Here is a 19914-nt window from a genome sequence, read left to right as displayed (position 1 = left end):
TATGATATTATTGCCTATTGTGCTGCCATTCCAAACGAATATTCCGGTGAGAGTGTCACGGGAAGCTTGCCTTGCGCTTTTAGTTGTCCTGTCAGTACTTTCGCTAATGCTGACATCGTCATGGGACGGTTCTCATAACAGCAAAGATACGTTTTCACTTCACTGAACTGGTTCAAATCGTATGGATTTCTCGTGGATGCCACCACGAGAGCGACGTCGTTTCTTGCCGCAATTTGACGAACAATTTCCACTTGACCTTCGTGTAATTCGGATACAGCGTTGTAAGTAACGACGACAACCTGCTTATATTGTGCAGCCAGCTGGATCGCAGATTGAATATCTTCTTCAGTAGGATGTGTAGCAATACGGAATTCCTTTACATTCGCACCTAATTCAGCTAAGGCAGGCCCTAACGTATAAGCTTGTACAATCGGCTCATCGACTTGTGTATGGTGCCGTACTTCCGGCCAGATCACGAGCGTTGGCTCCGATAGGTTTAACGGTAATTGCTGTTCGTCTTTTACGAGCGTAATACTCTTCTCTGTCAGTTGACGGATGAGATCCTTTCGCTCCGCTGTTCCGAATTGTTCGGCAACCGAACCGGTAAGCTGCTCGTATTCTCCCACATGACGTTTGTGTTTGAGCGCTAAAATGCGTTTCACAGAAACATCAATCTGCTCTTCCTGGATACGGCCAGATCTTACAGCGCCAATCAGTGCTTCAATGGCTGCAACCTGCTCCTGAAGGGTATGACTGACAAGAACGATATCTGCTCCGCCTTCTACAGCCTTAACCGCCCCTTCGGCTACACCAAATTCTTTTGAAATCGCATGCATTTCCAGACAGTCCGTTATGATAATGCCTTCATACGCTAGCTGAACGCGAAGTAGGTCATGCAATACACGACGGGATAATGTGGCTGGAATCTGCTCAGGTTCGAAGGCTGGGAACATCACGTGAGCTGTCATAATCATATCTACACCAGCTTGAATCGCACGAATAAACGGTGCTAATTCGAGCTTCATCAGACGTGCTTGATTATGAGGAACCGAAGCTAGTCCGTAATGAGAATCCACAGCTGTATCGCCATGTCCCGGGAAATGTTTTGCGGTTGCTGCAAGGTCTGAGCTCTGATAACCTTCGATCGTCGCGATCCCTAGCTCACTGACTAAATCTGCATTCTCACCATAAGACCGAACGCCGATCACAGGATTCTTCGGATTGTTGTTAATATCTAAACTTGGAGCGAAGTTCACGTTAATCCCCATTTGGCGTAATTCCTTCGCACAGATAACTGCGGCTTCATACGCAAGTTCGTCATCTCGCGAAGCGCCAATGGACATGTTCCCCGGCACGAGCGTAACCTCGTCATTATCAATTCGCGCCACCATTCCGCCTTCTTGGTCAATGCTAACAAACAATGGAACTTGCGAGGATGCGGCATTCATCTGTTGAAGCTCATACGATAAATCAGCAATTTGCTTCACATTCGCATAGTTTCGGCTAAAGTAAATGACCCCGCCAATATGATGTTTTTCAATCAGCTGTTGAATATGATCGTTCGGTGTAAGTCCGTCAAACCCACAAATCAACATCTGTCCAATCTTTTCTTCAAGTGTTAACTGTAATTCTGTCATTCCTGTTCCTCCACCTTTCTCTCCCGATAGTCTGATGGGGTCATGCCGGTATACTTCTGGAACACTTTCGTGAAATATCGACGTTCCATATACCCGACCAGCGATCCGATTTGCGTAATGCTCTTATCACTAATCACTAACAACGATTTCGCAAGCTCCATGCGCTGCTTCGTCAAATATTCAACGAAGGTTTCCCCGAAATAATTTTTGAACAATAAACTGAAATAACTGCAACTGATTCCCAAGTGATCTGCTATTTCATCGATCCCAATATCCGATCCCAGATTTCGTTGAATGTAATCTTTCGCTGAGATCATCAGCAGTTCGCTGGATTTCTTGCTCGTCGTTACATCGAGTGCGCGATTCACTAAATCCGTAATAGCAACAAGCAAATCTTTGACACTCACATTATACTTGAACTTTGTCCAAACTTCTTCTTCCTCTGTTGTTGATAATACATCCATCTCACGCATTTCACGCAGCAAGTGGATAGCTAAGTAATACAGGAATTTCTCAGCCTGCTTCAAAGACGGATCGCTGGAAGAGATAAAGCTTGTCTTGAGTGTATGTAATGTTTTATCCATTTTGGCACGATCTCCATGCCGTAATCCAGAGACAATATCTTCAATCATTTTCCATTGCGATCCCGTTGGCTCCACAGCGTCAGATATGACATCGTGCACTGAAATCACTTGCTCCATCTCGGCATTCACCAACAGAAAACGTTGAATATTTTTGTAGGCTGCCGACAGACCTGTCATGAATACAGGACCACGATCGAATCCGACACTAACGCCCATTTTGATATTGTCCTTCACAGCGTTCTGCAAACAACCTGCCCATTCGCGGATTTCCTCTTCCAAAACATTAAAGCTATCATGGTAAAATTGAATGATTAGACACCATTCACCTTCACGTGTCTGTAAGGCAGCGTATTTCAGATGGTACTCTTTTAATGCATCCTGCAGTACATTGCTCACCGCGAAATTCCAGAGCTTACGCTCGTTGTCATTCCAAGTCACTGATTTCTCCGAGTAATGGTCCAAGTCCACAATCATGACGACGTACTCTAAGTCCTCAACACGTTGGTCCTCTTCCGAGATAAAGTAATTCGCATCCCCATTCGAGTAGCCCATGAGTACATCAAACATCATTTTCTCATAAGCAAGGTCTATCATTTTCCCCCATCTTCGCTCTGCCATTTGTTTCTCCATTTTATGGGTGCGAATAATCCCTGCGACTCGACGCAGAATATCTTCCAATTCCTCATAGTTAATAGGTTTAAGAATGTAATCTCGTACACCTTTTTGCAGAGCAACTCTTGCATACTCGAACTCTTCATACCCCGTTAACATCAACACTTCGCATTCCGAATCAATATTCCGAAGTTCACGCAAGAACGTTAGACCATCCATAACAGGCATTCTGATATCGCAAAAAATGATGTCAGGTTGTTCTGTTTTTACGACTTCTAAAGCCTCAGCCCCATTTCTCGCCAGAGCCACAACTTCAATATTTAACTCTTCCCAAGGCAACACGCTCTTCAAATTATTCAGTATATGTATCTCATCATCGACGAGCATCGCTTTTAGCTTCATTTACATCACCTGGCCCATATTTTGGTATCCTAACTTGAATGACTGTCCCGTGTTGTTCCTCGGAGCAAATATATAAACCATATCGATATCCGTATTGGATACGAATTCTGTCTGCTACGCTGCGGACACCCAAACCACGACGCTCATCTTGCACGGGATCTTCTACACGAAACGATCCAGTATCATCTGTAACCATATACTGAAACTTGTTTAACTGTTTATTGGACATTCCAATACCATTATCACGTACCATGATAACAACGTCATTGCCATCGATAGAGCCTGTAACCTCAATGATACCTTGAAATTGAATCCCATCAAAGCCATGTTGGATTGAGTTTTCCACAAGTGGTTGCAACGTCAATTTTAGAATCGTACATCGCATAACTTCGTCTGGAATATTGATTTCAAAATCAAAAAGCTCCGTAAATCGGAATTTTTGAATTTCTAGATAACTGCGCAGATGTTCTATCTCTTGAGAAATACTGATTTCTTCTTTATCTTGAATGCTTATCCGCAAAATACTAGCAAGCCGATAGACCATTTGACTCACTTTACGGCCTTCATTTTGAATGGCTAATACATTAATAGATTCGAGCGTATTAAATAGAAAATGCGGTTTTATTTGCGCTTGTAACAGACGCATCTCTGCTTTATTCTTATGCTGCTGTTCTAGCTTCACACGTTCAAACAGTTCATTAATTCGATCGATCAGTTGATTGAACCCTCTGGATAGCATATTGATTTCATCTTTACCTCTCTCATCCATACGAACCCACATATCCCCTTCCTCCACACGACGCATTAATCGTACAATGTGTGTAATAGAACGGGTAATCCGATTCATGAATATCAAATTAAATAGTAATGCGGCGAGTAAAGATAATGAAATTAAAATTGCTAACCATTTGATATATAGATTCACTTCCCTAGATAAGGAATCCCATGAAGTAACAGAAACGATATGCCAATTCTCTCTTCCAAGTCCAGAGCTTGAAACTACGCTTTCTTTTCCATCGAACATCATACGATTACTTTGAAAGCTTTTACCTAGCTTTACATTTTTCTTAAGATAATTCTTGATATTATCTTTTTGCAATTGATTTGAACTATCAAAATAAACCAATCCCTCATCATTCACAATAAAAAATCGAATATCATGAGCATCCTGATCTACCCGAAACGTTCTGAACAACGACTCAAGACCCGAGCTTTTAATTTGAACGAACAAGACACCTTGATTCGCAAGTGTAGAGATATCTTTGACAACACGAATTTGGGTAAAAACAGACTCATCCCCTGTCAACTCCGGATGCTCATAAGGACCTACCCATTTGGGTATACCGTCTCTTTGAATCACCGTTCGATAAAGGGAATAATGTTTAAATGCTTCAAAATCCATTTCATTTGAGTTTCCGCGGGAATATATTTTCGTAATGCCCGAGTCTCTAAATGTATACATATACGCAAAACTCACGGATGGATGCAATACGAGCATATCCCTGAATTCTGTTTGCAATTTATTCATTTTAATCGGATCATTTTCTGCGTATGCCGAACCATTCAGTAACACGTCTTGAATGGCTTTACTCGCGATGGTGCTATCAGTCACTTTATCCATTTCCATAAAAAGAATATTCGCACTCTGACTAATCGCTTTTAACGTAATTTCAGATTGTTGCGAATATTTTTTTTCGATCATATCTGAGATAAAAAAGTATGCCGATGTACCAATAACCACCAAAGGAATAATAATGAGCGATAAAAATGCTGTGAATAGTTTGAATCTTAAATTCATACCAATTTTATCGCTCCTTTATGTCTTATCCTTTGACGCTACCCGCTGTTAGGCCAGCGATAATTTTTTCTTGCAATACAGCGTACAAGATAAATACAGGTACCACACTATAAATAATCCCTGTACATACCAATGCATAGTTTGTTTGGAAGGCATCTCTAAATCCAGCCATCCCTGTCGGGAGCGTTTTTAGCGAGTCTTTACTTAAGAAGAAGTTAGATAATAGGAACTCATTCCAGTTACCCAAGAAGTTAACAATAAATACAGTGACTAACGCTGGTACCGTGAGTGGTAATATTATTCTAACAAACATTCCACCAGCACTCAATCCATCAATAACCGCCGCTTCTTCAATTTCACTAGGAATGGCTTTCATAAATGCAGAAACCAAGAGAACACTCAAAGGTATTGCACCTGCAGTATATGGTAAGAACAAAGCCCAGTGCGTACCAAGAATACCCATGTCAGCAACGAGAATATATTGTGCGATAAACAATGCATTCCCTGGAATCAACATACCAACAAGAATGAATTGATACAACCATTTACTAGATTTCGTGAATTTCATACGAGTAATCGCAAAGGACATCATGGCTGCTAAGATTACACCACAAACTGCCGCTGCTAAAGACAAGTACAAACTATTAAAGAAATAAACACTGATTTTACCTTTCACCCAAACTTCAGAATAGTTTGAAAAGGTAAATACGTTAGGAAGTCCCCAAGGATTGCTTTGTATCTCTTGGTTATTCGTTTTAAATGAAGACAGAATAACGAAAACAAATGGATATAGAATAACAGCCACATAAAGAAGTAATACAAAATGAGGAGATATTTTCTTGATTGATTTCATCATTAGTATTCAACCCCTTCACTTGCTTTTCTGTTAAATGCAATCTGATAGAGGGCTGTAAGAACTAACGAGAATACGAAGATGATTAAGGCAATTGTCGTACCATAACCATACTGACCATAACTGAATGCTCTCGACACCATATAAGAAGCCATTACATCCGTCGACCCTGCCGGACCACCTTTAGTCATGACGATAACGATATCAACTACCCGCATCGCACCTGCGATGGAAAGCATAATAACTACGGAAATAATCGGCATTATTAGCGGTACTGTAATTTTTGTTGCTTGTTGAAATCCAGTTGCACCGTCGATTGCTGCTGCTTCTGTCAACTCTTTTGGAATGGCTAGAATTGCTGCCAAGACAAGCACAATATAGAATCCCATCCATTGCCATGCATTTGTGATTAATATTGAAAGAAATGCGGTTTTTTCATCAGACAACCAATAAATCGTATCAACGCCAAACAACCCTAAAAAACGATTGAGCAAACCCATATCTGGATCGTAAATAAATCCCCATAAAATCCCGATTACAGAAGTCGATAAGATCGATGGTAAGAATACCGTCGTTTTATATAGACGTTGGAATCTCTTAACAGATCCTATAAGCAATGCAAAAAGTATAATTAATGGAACTTGAATCCCTACAGAGAAGCAAATAAAATAAATGTTATTTAGAATCGAATGCAAGAAATCAGCATCCTCGAATAACTTAACGAAATTATCAAATCCGACAAACTGCGGATTATTCAAACCATCCCAATCCGTAAAGCCATAGTAGACAGAAGTGATTAACGGGTAAATAAAGAATAAAAAGTACAGTATGAGTGACGGCACAATAAACAATATATATATCGCTGGGTTTCTTAATGCCTTATTCATGGTAGTCCCTCCTCTAGTGAAAAAGGTATCGCCCACCAGGGCGGGCGATACCTCCAACGGAATCTAATCAATCTTATTTGCCAGCAGCTTTTGCTACGTTTTGTCCAAACTCTGCAGGCGTGATTTTTCCACTAAACAATTTTTGAACGTTTTGTTCAATGGCTGTGTTCACTTCAGAAGTTACAAAAGCATCAAACACTGGGAATAATGCGCCAGCAGCACTCATACCTTCTGTTACTTGACGAACGATTTGGTCAGTTACTTTATCAGTGCTTTCTTTCGGTAATTTCATCGAAGGCAATGTATTATCAGTCAACAAGCCTTTTTCTTGGTTTTCAAGCGTATACATGTTCTTGATAAATGCTTTAGCTGCTTTAAGTTCATTTTCGTTCAAGTCTGCTCTGAAACCATATCCGTTGGCAGAAGAGTTACCATTAACAGCTGTTTGGTCACCTTTACCGCCAGGAGCTGGAGGCAAGAAGAAGAAGCCAATTTTACCAACAACATCCCCTGCTTGTTTAGGGTCAGCGAATGAGGAGGAGGACCAAGATCCGTCAAACATCAATGCAGCTTTGCCTGTCGAGATTTGACCAATACGTCCTGCATAGTCAATTCCCAATTGACCTTTAACGAAGTATTCCTTTTTGTTCCACTCATCTAATTTTGTCATTGCAGCAGTAATCTCTGGACTAGTCCAGTCACTAGTGTTATCTTTTAGACCAGCGATGAATTCAGGTCCAGCATATCTTGCCCATAAGGAGTTTGGCAACATCGCAGCTGCCCAACCATCTTTAGCAAAGCCAGCAAGCGGAGTAACACCGTTCGATTTCAATGTTGCTAGAATATTTTCGAACTCATCCCAAGTTTTTGGTGCTGTCAAGTTATATTTCGTGAAGATTTCTGTATTGTAGTACATTCCTTCAGCACTGGAACCAATCGGCAAACCATACACTTTACCATCTACACTGAACGCGGAAAGATCCATGAATTGATCTTTAATGCCAAGTTCTTCGATGATTGGAGTTAGGTCTAACAATTTACCTGCTTGTGCATATTTTTGAGCATCTTTCGTACCGCCGAATAAGTCGAAAATTTGAGGTACATTACCCGCTGCCATCTCGGCTGGCAATTTCGTGTTACGGTTCGTGTTATCTTCTACACCGTCAAGCTCGATTTTCAAACCTGGTACATCAGCTTCTGTTTTCTTAACCACGTCTTGCAAAATCGCTAACCGGTTCTTTTGCGGTTCACCAACTTGAATGTGACGAAGTGTGATTGAGAAAGGTTCTGATTTTTTTTCTGGCTCTGTAGGTGTTTGAGTTGCGTCAGTTGTTGGAGTTTTCTCATCTGTTGTTTTTGTTTCTGCTTTCGATCCGCAACCGGCTAGTGCAATAGAAGCTACGAATACTAGAGTGAGTAACATCATAAAACTCTTCTTCATGCTTAAGACCCTCCAATAAGCTCTTATTTTTCTTACATTCTTATTATAGTTCGGAGTGCCTACAAACGTAAGGATGACAATTCACCAATAGGGGATAAAATTCTCTAACCTCCAAAAATGATTGTAATAACTGTAGTAATAAAACCCGGCAAAAAATCATATTATTTTATTTCATCGCAATAATTACTGTTTTACGAGTTCTTTCTTCAAGATATTTTCTGTTTCTCCATACCAAGTCGTTTGCTTCTGGTACATTTCACAGTAACGGCCTCCCTGCTGCATTAATTGCTGATGCGTTCCCATTTCTATGACACTGCCATTCTCCATAACGATTATTTTATCCACCCACCTACAAATTCCGAGTCTATGAGTTAAAATCACTGCAGTTTTGTCACTTAAATGTTGCAGCATTCCAGTAAATAACCGATGTTCGGATAGTGGATCTATAGCTGATGTAGGTTCATCCAAAAAAACGATATCTGCATTTTTATAGTACGCACGTGCAAGGCCAATTTTTTGCCACTGTCCCCCCGACAAGTCTACCCCATTTTCATAGATCGGATTTAGAGAAGTTTTGATTCCTGTTTGTAATTTACGAATGAAATCATCAGAATCACTTACATGCAGTGCATCAAATAACTTCTTATCAACCACATCATCTTTTGGAATATCCAGTGCGTCATTTCTGAAATCTAGTGCGATATTTTCTTCTAATGTCATCGGATATTTCCCGAATTCCTGCAACAATACTGAAATATGTTGTCTTATCGAATCTCTTGAATACCGTCTCAAAGATATATCATCATAGTAAATTTCTCCAATATAATTATCATATAGCCCAAGAATACATTTCACTAATGTTGTTTTTCCAGATCCATTATGTCCAACGATAGCAACCTTTTCTTGTGACTTAATAGACAGATTGACCTTATGTAAAGCATACGTATTAGCATTCTCATATTTATAGGATACATCCACCAAACGGATCTCCTTATTTAAGTTATGAAAATGTTGGTTTGAATCCGACTGCTCTCCATCTTCCTCTTCCAACTGCATAACACAAAAATAGGATGGTAGATAGCCCGTAATTTCCTGAATATTTTTGATCGAATCTACTAGATCACGCGCTGTTGTTTGCAACTGAAGAATCCCCTGTGATACGAGCATATACGTGCCAATCGTGAAGTGTGTAAAAAATATAAGAATAAGAAACATAAAAAATTGAAGTATATGCGTAATTATCTGTATACCCGCATACAGATATTCTTGCCTCTTCGCTAAATTCATCTGTTTATTCTCAATGTCTATTAATAATAACTTCCATTTCGATAAAATAAGCTTTGCGATTCGAAACATCCTAATTTCATTAACAATCTCTTTATCTACAAATAGCCCCGAAAAATACTTGGCCTTACGCTCTGGCTCACTTATTTCCCTGTAAATGTCCATTTGCTTTTTGATATATTTCTGAACAGCAAGCACATTTACAAAGCTCACCACAACGATTATCGCAATTACTCCCCAATGAATGTTTCGCATAATATATAGCATGACCAATAAGGTAAGAATCGTTTGAATAAAATTGATTAAGTTTTTCAGTAATGGAAAACCCAATTCTTGAATAACCCGATATAATGTTGAAATTTGATTGTGGGTTTCCGCACGCTCCAGTAACGGAATTTTCACTTTAGAAAGCTTGGTATGCAATTTTTCTTCTAGATAACATTTATACTGACTTTTAAGTTGAATATCGATAACTTTGATTGTTGCATGAAGAAGCTGCAACCCAAGCATTGCACCAGCTTGAATAGCAAGCAAGATGATCATGTCTTCGTAATCACCTCCTGCAATTGACTGAGGCAAGATATCGCCAATCTTTTGTGTAAGAATTAATTGCAGGTTAGGAACAAAGATAAGAATGCACTGAAGTATTACGAATAGATACAGTTTAATTGAAAACTTTGGTTTTAATATCCTAATCATCGTAATCCAATACATGATTTTCGTTTTATTTTCCATCCCTACACCTCATACGGTTTACGTTTGTAATTCACATTGTTTCGCTAAAAAGTAAAAGACTCAAATAATTATTATTTGAGTCTTTTGCCCCGTTATTTTATCCATGGATCTAGTTGACCTTTAATTAGCAACATACAAGTGTAGTCTTTCCTGTTTGAGGATCAACTATATAATAACCGTGATAAGAACTAGAGCAGCTACTATTTGTAAAACAAGTCGCCATATGACTCACCTCCTTTCATGAATGACATTAAGATACCTTTTTAAGCGGAAGTACTTCTAAATGCGCATCGATGAATTCGGCTTCAGCTAGATAGGTACCGTTAACCACGCCATGAGTATCTACTTTAATTAAGGCAGGGAAACCCGAGATCTCAAGCATTTTAATTCCAGGTTCCATAATGATATATTTGTGCTGCAATTCTAACGCGTTTACCAAATTTTTATGATGCAAAAACTTTTCTTCAGGATGTAAGACTGCTGGGTGGATATACGTTAATACAATAATATCGAAAGGGAAATCCTTAAAGTTATAAGACTCCAACTTCGCTAGTGTATCCTCACAAGCCTTGCAACCAACAAGTGTGATAAATATTAATGTTTCTTTCCCTTCACTCATTTGGATAGATCTTGTTTTTTCTGAATTCATTTCAAGAACTTCGAACTCAGGCAGAACATCACCTTGTTGGGGTCCGAAAAAAGCAAGTTTACGTTGATTTTCTTCCGGGGTAGTAACAGTCCCCAATGCTATAACTGTTTCCACCTTGCCTTGAAAACCCAGTTGCCATTTTGCCATACGAATTGCAAAGTAGGCAAAGGAAAATAACAATAAACACGAAACCAATAAGTTTACCCATACAATCAATTCCATGATCGAAACACCTCATTTCACAACTTAAGAAAACAATATGTTACTCATGACGCAAAATGGAATTTACCTTCACGTAAAAGTAGTAAGTAACTAATATTGATAAAGCAAGAAACAGTAGAGGAATGTATGTCATCCAATATGATTTTTCTCCTATGGATTGAAGGAGGAATGGTGTTTGCGGTGTAATCATCACCCATACTAATCCTAAAATCATTACTCCATTTCGAATTGGAATCCTGATATGAATCATCTCATTCCCTAAAAAGCCCCCACAAGAACATGTTGTAAGTGTTTTTCTGCGTAGATGAAACAAAATAACCGCCGAAAATAGAATGAACAAAAAGATGGCAATGATTTCTGCACCATAAGATGCTGAAAGAATTAATTGAGCACCACATATTATTTCCAATCCAACGATACATCTAGCTATAACATTGATCATTCGTTTCATGTGATGGCCTATGAATCCTAATATAGCGTTTTCAAATACATCCATACCGCGCAATTTCGAATATGCCGTACTTATAAACACCAAACCTATCAACTGCTTTATTAGTAGAGATACAATCAAATCACTTCACCTCAGTTTCAAATTACCAACGCACTTGCATCGGTAGCTTGAATGATTCCTCGTCATTACTTTGTAAAGTATTTGTACTGCAAAAATAGACGATTCGATCTAACGATTCATTACATTCACTAGCTTCGAAAAAGCTTTGAAAATTGTCCATTCGCAATAACTTCATCTCCATCCGATTTATTTCAGTATCAACTTTGTTGTTGACTACTATCACTATAATAATAGTTTTTAGATTTTTTCGAATAGAAAAGGATGAACAGGCGCTAAAAAGGTTGAATAGGTGTAGTATTTGCCCTAAACGGAAATGGATGAGATCAGAATGTTGCTAATGAAGGTTAAAAAATACTAGAAATAAGTTTTAAATACAGAGGGAAATGCCTTCGAGTTAAAGGAATTATTTTGTTAAAGGTGGGATAAATAATTTGATAGTTCCCTTTAATATATGGATCGGGAATAACCGACTTGATTCGTTTTAAATTAACAAGAAAACTACGATGAGGTGAAATCACCCATTCAGAGCATTGCACTTGAATTTGTTCGAGATTGGTTGAAGTTTCAATTTCAATTCCTTCATTTAGAAATATTTTATACTTTCTTTTTTCGAGTTTTTCAATAAAAACAATTTCATCCTCATCGATATTCATATCTCTATATTTATGTTTGATCCTAATCATTTTCTTATGTTTCTGGGCTACCGTTTGAAGGATTTTCTGATTCTCGATCCTCTTCTTTGCTTTGCCAATAGCACGTTCAAAACGATCCATTGATAATGGAAGATTGATATAATCAATACTTTCTAATTCAAAACCACCGGAATAATGGGCAGGATCCATGGAATTGGACACAATAATGATGGGAATGGAGATACCCTGTTCTTTCAAATGCTTACATGCAGACAACCCATCCACTTTTTTCAAAAGGACATCGGTAATAATTAAATCCGGTTTATGTTTAAAAACGCTTTCAATAAGGCCTTTTCCTGAGCTAGGAGTATCCATTACAAACAAATCCAACTGTGCAGCGATTTTAATTAATTTCTGACAAAAAAGAGCATTTTCTTCAGCGATAACACAAGAATAAGAATTGGACATCAAATAAATACCTCCCCGTGAAAATAATTAGCATAATAAGAGTGATTCATCACCTTATTGCTTCTTACAAAAATATATCTAAAATACATAATTAGTCAATTTTTAAATATTTTCTCTTTTATTGCGAAAAATACAACAAAAAAAGACTGCTTGTACTTATGAGATAAGTACAAGCAGTCTTTATCGACATTACTATTAAGCAAGCACAGATTGTCTTCCTTGTTCAATCAAGCGATATGCTCGATTAACTTCATCATCTGTCGGGGATGGAACACCTTCAAGCGGGTACTCCCGTCCGAGTTCTTTCCATTTGTAGATCCCCATTTGATGATACGGTAAAATTTCGAATTTCTCTACCGTCTTCAATGTCCCGATAAATCGACCTAAATTCAATAAATCATTCTCGTCATCATGAATCCCTGGAACGTACACATGGCGGATCCAACATTTCTTGCCGTGATCGGATAGCCAACGCGCTGATTTGAGCGTGTGTTCAACGGATTGTGCAGTTAATTTCAGATGCTTCTCCGGGTCGATATGCTTGATATCTAATAGCACCAAATCCGTCACTTCCATTAACTCTTGCATCCTTTCGGACTCGGGATCATTAAATCCATTGGAATCCAATGTCGTATGCAAATTCCACCGTTCCTTCACTTGACGGAACAATTCCGCTACGAACGGCGCCTGCAGCGTTGGTTCTCCTCCAGAGACGGTCAAGCCGCCTCCAGAGGTTTTATAATATGTCAAATACGGTTCTATTTCCTTGAGAACTTCCTCAATCGTTACATGCTTGCCTTTCGTTGTATCCCATGTATCAGGATTATGGCAATATTGGCACTGCATTGCACAGCCTTGCATGAATAACACGAAACGAATACCAGGGCCATCTACGGTTCCGAAAGTTTCTAGCGAATGAATACGTCCATCCACCTGATTCACGCACCTCTCTGCATATACTGCGCTGTCTAGAATATCCTCTGCTGCTGATGGTTACATGGAACCATGGAAGGTACGGTTAATTACATCCATTTGTTGTTCCTTCGTCAATTTGATGAAGTTAACGGCATATCCAGATACACGAATTGTTAATTGCGGGTAATTCTCTGGGTGATCCATTGCATCCAATAATTGCTCGCGAGCAAAGACGTTGACGTTCAAGTGATGCGCGCCGCTGCCGAAGTATCCATCCATCATGGATGTCAAATTCGTTTTGCGTTGATCTTCGTCTTTACCAAGTGCTTTTGGTACGATCGAGAATGTGTTCGAAATACCGTCTAAGCTGTGTTCATATGGAAGTTTAGCTACTGAACTTAGGGAAGCCAAAGCACCTTTTTTATCACGTCCATGCATTGGGTTTGCACCTGGTGCAAATGGTTCGCCAGCTTTACGACCATCTGGAGTCGTACCTGTTTTCTTACCGTATACAACGTTCGAAGTAATGGTAAGAACAGATTGTGTTGGCAAGGAATTACGGTACGTATGATGTTTGCGAATCATACCCATGAATGTCTCAACCAATTCTGTAGCAATCGAGTCAACCCGATCATCATTGTTACCATAGTTCGGGAATTCGCCTTCAACTTCAAAGTCAATCGCGATACCTTGCTCATTACGAATTGGACGAACTTTCGCATATTTGATCGCACTCAAGGAGTCAGCTACAACGGATAGACCTGCAATCCCACAAGCCATCGTACGTAGGATCTCTTTGTCATGCAATGCCATTTCAATGCGCTCGTAGGAGTATTTATCATGCATGAAGTGAATGATGTTTAATGTATTTACATACAATTTTGCCAGCCATTCCATCACATTTTTGTAACGTTTCATAACTTCATTATAATCAAGCACATCGGAAGTTATTTTCGGGAACTCTGGTGATACTTGAGCGCCTGATTTCTCATCCACGCCACCGTTAATGGCATATAACAATGCTTTTGCTAAGTTCGCACGAGCACCGAAGAATTGCATTTGTTTACCGATTCGCATTGCGGATACGCAACATGCAATACCATAATCATCGCCGAAGTAAGGACGCATCAAATCGTCATTTTCATATTGGATCGAGCTTGTTTCAATGGATGCTTTCGCACAATATTTCTTGAAGCCTTCTGGCAATTTTGTAGACCATAATACCGTTAAGTTCGGTTCTGGAGCAGGTCCAAGGTTATAAAGAGTATGCAAGAAACGGAAGCTATTACGTGTTACACGTGTATCGCCGTTCACGGACATACCACCAATGGATTCTGTTACCCAAGTTGGGTCACCACTGAACAATTCGTTATAATCTGGTGTACGCAAGAATTTAACGATACGTAATTTCATTACGAAATGGTCAACTAATTCTTGTGCTGTCTCTTCTGTTAACACGCCTTCTTCAAGGTCACGTTGAACATAAATATCAAGGAATGAAGATGTACGGCCTAAGGACATTGCCGCACCATTTTGTTCTTTGATGGCAGCCAAGTATCCGAAATACAACCATTGGAATGCTTCTTTCGCCGTTGTTGCTGGTTTAGAAATATCAAACCCGTGCATTTCACCCATTTTTTTCAATTCGCCTAAAGCACGAATTTGCTCGGAGATTTCTTCACGATCACGAATCGTGTCCGCATCCATGGAATCCACTTCAAGGTTTTTCAAATCTCTTTGTTTTTCTTTGATCAAGAAGTCAACGCCGTAAAGTGATACGCGACGGTAGTCACCGATAATCCGACCACGACCGTAAGCATCTGGCAACCCAGTAATGATACCGGCTTTACGTGCTGCTCTCATCTCGGATGTATAAGCATCAAATACGCCTTGGTTATGCGTTTTGCGAATTTCCGTAAACATGTGAATGATTTCTTGTGGCAATTCAAAACCATAGGCTTTGGTGGCATCGATCATCATCTTGATCCCGCCGAATGGTTGGATCGAACGTTTGAACGGTTCATCCGTCTGAACACCCACGATTTGCTCTTTATCTTTATCTAAGTAACCTGGGCCATGTGAAATAATTGTTGAAGGATGATTCACATCCACGTCCAACACGCCGCCGTTAGCAATTTCTTTTTTTGTTAGTTCGGAAACGATTTTCCAAAGGGCTGTTGTATTCTCCGTTGGACCTGCCAAGAAAGACTCGTCACCAATATAAGGACTAATGTTTAAGCCGATAAAATTGTTCACGTTCACTTCTTTCTTCCATTTACCGTCTTTGAATCCACGCCATCCATCTTGTTGTTGTTTGTCCATAACTTCTCTTTCGATCACCGACATCGAAATCCCTCCGTTATCTCTTTTTCTGCTTATAAAATGCAGTTAGTAAAACTTTGTAACTTTTTTCACTATCTCTGTACACTTTGTATTGTATATCTTTAGTCACAATAAAGGTGTGATAATTATCACACCTTTACGTCACTGTACCGATTCGTCACCAAATGGCTACATTTTATTAAAATTTACCGTAGAAGGCGTTGCGGTATACATCAGCAAGCTCTGTCACCAGTGGTAATTTCGGATTTGCTGTCGTACATTGGTCTTCAAATGCACGGTCTGCCAAATAATCCACGCGGGATTCGAAATCCTTCGCATCAAAGCCAATTGCTTGGAACGATTCCGGAATACCCAACTGTTTGTTCATATCACGAATCCAGTTAATGAGGCTGTTAATCCCCTCTTCTGTCGTTTTCGCTGGCAATCCGATAATACGTGCAATCTCTGCATAACGCTCATCCGCAACGAAATGGCTATATTTCGGGAACGAAGCAAATTTCGTTGGTTTTTTCGAGTTGTATCGAATAACGTGCGGCATAAGAATCGCATTCGTACGACCATGCGCTGTGTGGTATTGTGCTCCCCATTTATGCGCTAAGCTGTGGTTAATCCCTAGGAAAGCATTCGCGAAAGCCATACCTGCAAGCGTCGATGCATTATGCATTTTCTCACGAGCATATGGATCTGCTTCATTCGCGGATTTCAACAAGTATTGATGCACAAGCTGAATCGCTTTGATGGCAAGACCATCTGTAAAGTCACTCGCCATAACGGAGACATAGGCCTCAATCGCATGAGTCAATACGTCCATCCCTGTATCTGCAACTGCAGTTTTTGGCAAGGAGTATACAAATTCCGGATCGATAATCGCTACGTCTGGCGTCAATTCATAATCAGCCAACGGATATTTCGTGTTTCCTTTTTCTTTATCCGTGATTACGGCAAACGAAGTCACTTCAGAACCTGTACCCGAAGTCGTTGGAATCGCTACGAATTTAGCTTTTTGTCCAAGACGTGGGTATTTATAAATCCGTTTGCGGATATCCATAAATTTTTGTTTCATATCGTTGAAGTCTGTATCCGGGTACTCATAGAACACCCACATGCCTTTGGCAGCATCCATTGGAGATCCTCCGCCTAGCGCGATGATACAGTCTGGTTGGAAAGAATTCATTAAAGCTGTACCACGTTCAACGGTCGCTGTCGATGGATCTGGTTCTACATCAGAGAACACTTCGATCGCAACGGGTGTTTGACGTTGACGCAAGTAATGCTCGACTTTTTCGACATAACCCAATTTCACCATGACAGGGTCGGTTACGATCAATACGCGTGTAATGTCAGGCATTTTTGCAAGATATTGCGTGCTGCCTTTTTCAAAGTAGATTTTGTTAGGTACTTTAAACCATTGCATATTCACGGTACGATGCGCCACCCTTTTCGTATTAATTAAGTTTACGGCTGTTACGTTCGAGGATGTTGAGTTACGTCCGTACGAACCGCAACCAAGGGTCAATGATGGCAAGTTGGTGTTATAGATGTCACCGATCGCACCATGTGTCGATGGCGAATTTACAATAATACGTCCTGTTTGCAGACGATCCGCGAAACGTGCGATCACATCTTGGTCGTTGGAATGAATAGCTGAAGAGTGACCCATTCCACCAAATGACACAACTTCCGCTGCACGATCGATACCTGCTTGTGCATCTTTAACTTTGTAGCAAGCCAGAACAGGACTGAGCTTCTCTGCTGATAATGGATAGTCTGTACCTACGCCATCCAATTGAGCAATTAGAATCTTGGTATCTGCTGGAACCTTGATGCCTGCCATCTCAGCGATTTTTGTTGCAGGTTGACCTACGATCGCTGGATTTACTGCACATGTCTCAGGTTTCATAGCACTTCCGGACAGTTTGGCTACCTCTTCTTTGGAAAGGAAGTAACATCCGTTGTCTTGCATTAATTTTTTCGTTTTATCAAAAATCGGCTCTTCAATAATGACAGCTTGTTCCGAAGCACAGATCATCCCATTATCAAATGTTTTGGAAAGAATCAGATCCGTTACTGCTTGTTGGATATTCGCTGTTTTCTCAATGAATGCCGGCACGTTACCCGGTCCTACGCCAAGTGCTGGTTTACCACAGCTGTAAGCTGCTTTGACCATGCCGGATCCACCTGTTGCCAAGATGAGTGCAACATCAGGGTGATGCATCAAGGCATCTGTCGCTTCCATGGATGGATATTCAATCCATTGGATACAGTTCGCAGGTGCGCCATGCGCTACAGCTGCGTCACGCAGAATTCTTGCGGATTCAACGCTGCATTTTTGAGCCGATGGATGGAATCCAAAAATAATGGGGTTTCGAGTTTTAATGGAAATGAGAGCTTTAAACATCGTTGTCGACGTTGGGTTCGTTACTGGGGTAATCCCCATCACAATCCCTACAGGTTCCGCAATCTTTTGGAAGTTGTCATAGCTGTTGTCTTCAATCACGCCAACCGTTTTATCGTACTTGATACTGTGATAAATGTACTCTGTCGCAAAGATGTTCTTTGTGATTTTGTCTTCATACACACCGCGACCCGTTTCTTCTACCGCCATTTTGGCAAGCGGCATATGTTGGTCTAACCCAGCTAAAGCCATTGCTTGAACGATACTGTCAATTTGTTCCTGGTTAAAGCCCATAAATTCGTTTAATGCCACTTTTGCGTTAGAAACAAGGGTGTTAATGTGTTCTTGTACAGTTGGTTGAGTTTTCTCTGTTTTGGTCTCTGTTGTTTTCACTGCCATTCTCTCCAGCCTCCATTTTCTAAACTAAAGATTTATGAGTTCTTCTTACACATTCATCATATCGTATTCTTCCCCAAATGTATACGTGAAATTATTCACAAAGTGTGAACATATTGTGAAACTATTCACATTCTTTTGTTTCTAGGGTCTTTCTCTTCGTACGTCAGTGATTTTTTACACAATGTTTACTGAATATTCAAATTTACATCAAAATTACCTCTACTATGTTTCGTGAAACGTGTTAAACTAAGTATGTGAAGAAATGCACATCCTAGAATTTAACATCTAAAAAAGAGAATATTCAAAGGGAGGGAATTGATTATGACATTTCTATCTCCAACCGTTGAAGAACGATTAGGAAATACAAGCTGCTTTTCCGAGCAAAGTTTTAAGCGGCTAACTGTCGTAATGAAGGAGAGAATATTTCCAGAAGGATCTCATTTGTTCTGGGAGGGTGATTTAACAGATAAGTTGTTCTACATCAAAAGCGGTCGTGTCAAAATCACAAAATCGACTGATGAAGGTAAAGAACTCATTATGTATATGTATCAAGCCGGTGACTTGGTGGGTAACGTGGATCCCTTCAATACGGGACGTCACAGCTTCACTGCTGAAGTTATGGAAGAAACCGAAATCGGCGTGGTTGAGCAAAAAGACCTTGAGCTTCTTCTATGTCAGCATTGCGATTTCTCCATTGAGTTCATGAAATGGATGGGCCAGCATCACCGTCTAACCCAGACGAAATTCCGTGATTTAATGCTTTATGGTAAACCCGGCGCATTATGCTCGACGCTAATCCGTCTTAGCAATTCGTACGGTCAACCCCAAGGCGATAAAATTCTGATTAATAAAAAAGTAACACATACCGATTTATCCAACATGATCGGCGCAACACGCGAAAGTGTGAACCGGATGTTGAGCGACTTGCGCAAAAAGGATGCCATTGAGTATGAAGGCGGTCTGATTGTCATCAAAGACATTTCGCAACTGCAAGAAATTTGTCACTGCGAGATGTGTCCTGCCTCCGTTTGCCGCATTTAGTACTTATTCATTTCATACCCCATAAGCTGGATAAAAAAAACGCCTT

At 40.0% G+C, this 19914-nt stretch carries 14 protein-coding genes; 1 reads left to right on the top strand and 13 read right to left on the bottom strand.

Going from position 1 to position 19914, the window contains the following annotated elements; translation table 11 throughout:
• Positions 1-14 precede the first annotated feature (14 nt).
• The 13 genes from BVG16_RS03060 to adhE form a co-directional block, all read right to left on the bottom strand.
• Complete coding sequence (locus BVG16_RS03060) at positions 15-1637, bottom strand: glycoside hydrolase family 3 protein (RefSeq protein WP_078497040.1); 1623 nt, start codon at positions 1635-1637, stop codon at positions 15-17.
• Positions 1634-3235 (bottom strand): response regulator transcription factor, encoded by a 1602-nt coding sequence (locus BVG16_RS03055; protein ID WP_078497039.1) that lies wholly within the window; start codon positions 3233-3235, stop codon positions 1634-1636. Before BVG16_RS03055 ends, BVG16_RS03060 begins: the two co-directional genes overlap by 4 nt.
• Complete coding sequence (locus tag BVG16_RS03050; protein ID WP_078497038.1) at positions 3207-5033, bottom strand: cache domain-containing sensor histidine kinase; 1827 nt, start codon at positions 5031-5033, stop codon at positions 3207-3209. The genes BVG16_RS03055 and BVG16_RS03050 overlap by 29 nt, the downstream gene beginning before the upstream one ends.
• A 25-nt stretch (positions 5034-5058) precedes the next feature.
• Complete coding sequence (locus BVG16_RS03045; RefSeq protein ID WP_198957405.1) at positions 5059-5889, bottom strand: carbohydrate ABC transporter permease; 831 nt, start codon at positions 5887-5889, stop codon at positions 5059-5061.
• Complete coding sequence (locus BVG16_RS03040) at positions 5889-6773, bottom strand: carbohydrate ABC transporter permease (RefSeq protein ID WP_078497037.1); 885 nt, start codon at positions 6771-6773, stop codon at positions 5889-5891. Before BVG16_RS03040 ends, BVG16_RS03045 begins: the two co-directional genes overlap by 1 nt.
• 73 nt (positions 6774-6846) lie before the next feature.
• Entirely contained in the window at positions 6847-8214 is a 1368-nt protein-coding gene (locus BVG16_RS03035; protein ID WP_078497036.1) for an extracellular solute-binding protein, read from the bottom strand.
• 183 nt (positions 8215-8397) lie between these two features.
• The gene (locus BVG16_RS03030; RefSeq protein ID WP_078497035.1) at positions 8398-10233 is read right to left on the bottom strand and encodes an ABC transporter ATP-binding protein; all 1836 of its coding nucleotides are present in this window, start codon (positions 10231-10233) and stop codon (positions 8398-8400) included.
• Between the two features lie 250 nt (positions 10234-10483).
• Positions 10484-11104 (bottom strand): hypothetical protein, encoded by a 621-nt coding sequence (locus tag BVG16_RS03025; protein ID WP_078497034.1) that lies wholly within the window; start codon positions 11102-11104, stop codon positions 10484-10486.
• A gap of 40 nt (positions 11105-11144) precedes the next feature.
• The gene (locus BVG16_RS03020; protein ID WP_078497033.1) at positions 11145-11675 is read right to left on the bottom strand and encodes a MauE/DoxX family redox-associated membrane protein; all 531 of its coding nucleotides are present in this window, start codon (positions 11673-11675) and stop codon (positions 11145-11147) included.
• A gap of 344 nt (positions 11676-12019) precedes the next feature.
• The gene (locus BVG16_RS03015; protein WP_078497032.1) at positions 12020-12775 is read right to left on the bottom strand and encodes a LytR/AlgR family response regulator transcription factor; all 756 of its coding nucleotides are present in this window, start codon (positions 12773-12775) and stop codon (positions 12020-12022) included.
• 195 nt (positions 12776-12970) lie between these two features.
• Positions 12971-13708 carry a pyruvate formate-lyase-activating protein gene (pflA, locus tag BVG16_RS03010; RefSeq protein ID WP_078497031.1) on the bottom strand — a complete coding sequence of 246 codons (738 nt, stop codon included), beginning with the start codon at positions 13706-13708 and terminating at the stop codon, positions 12971-12973.
• 60 nt (positions 13709-13768) lie between these two features.
• Positions 13769-16036, bottom strand: coding sequence for a formate C-acetyltransferase (pflB, locus tag BVG16_RS03005; RefSeq protein WP_078497030.1), 2268 nt, complete (start codon positions 16034-16036; stop codon positions 13769-13771).
• Between the two features lie 175 nt (positions 16037-16211).
• Positions 16212-18827, bottom strand: coding sequence for a bifunctional acetaldehyde-CoA/alcohol dehydrogenase (gene adhE, locus BVG16_RS03000; RefSeq protein WP_078497029.1), 2616 nt, complete (start codon positions 18825-18827; stop codon positions 16212-16214).
• Positions 18828-19148: 321 nt separating this feature from the next.
• Here adhE and BVG16_RS02995 point away from each other — a divergent pair, with 321 nt between their 5' ends.
• Positions 19149-19868, top strand: coding sequence for a Crp/Fnr family transcriptional regulator (locus BVG16_RS02995; RefSeq protein WP_078497028.1), 720 nt, complete (start codon positions 19149-19151; stop codon positions 19866-19868).
• Positions 19869-19914 lie beyond the last annotated feature (46 nt).

The organism is Paenibacillus selenitireducens (assembly GCF_002021565.1).
GTDB classification, from domain to species: domain Bacteria; phylum Bacillota; class Bacilli; order Paenibacillales; family Paenibacillaceae; genus Paenibacillus_K; species Paenibacillus_K selenitireducens.
Note: the sequence above shows the minus strand (reverse complement) of the source record. Positions and strands in the feature narration are given on the sequence as shown.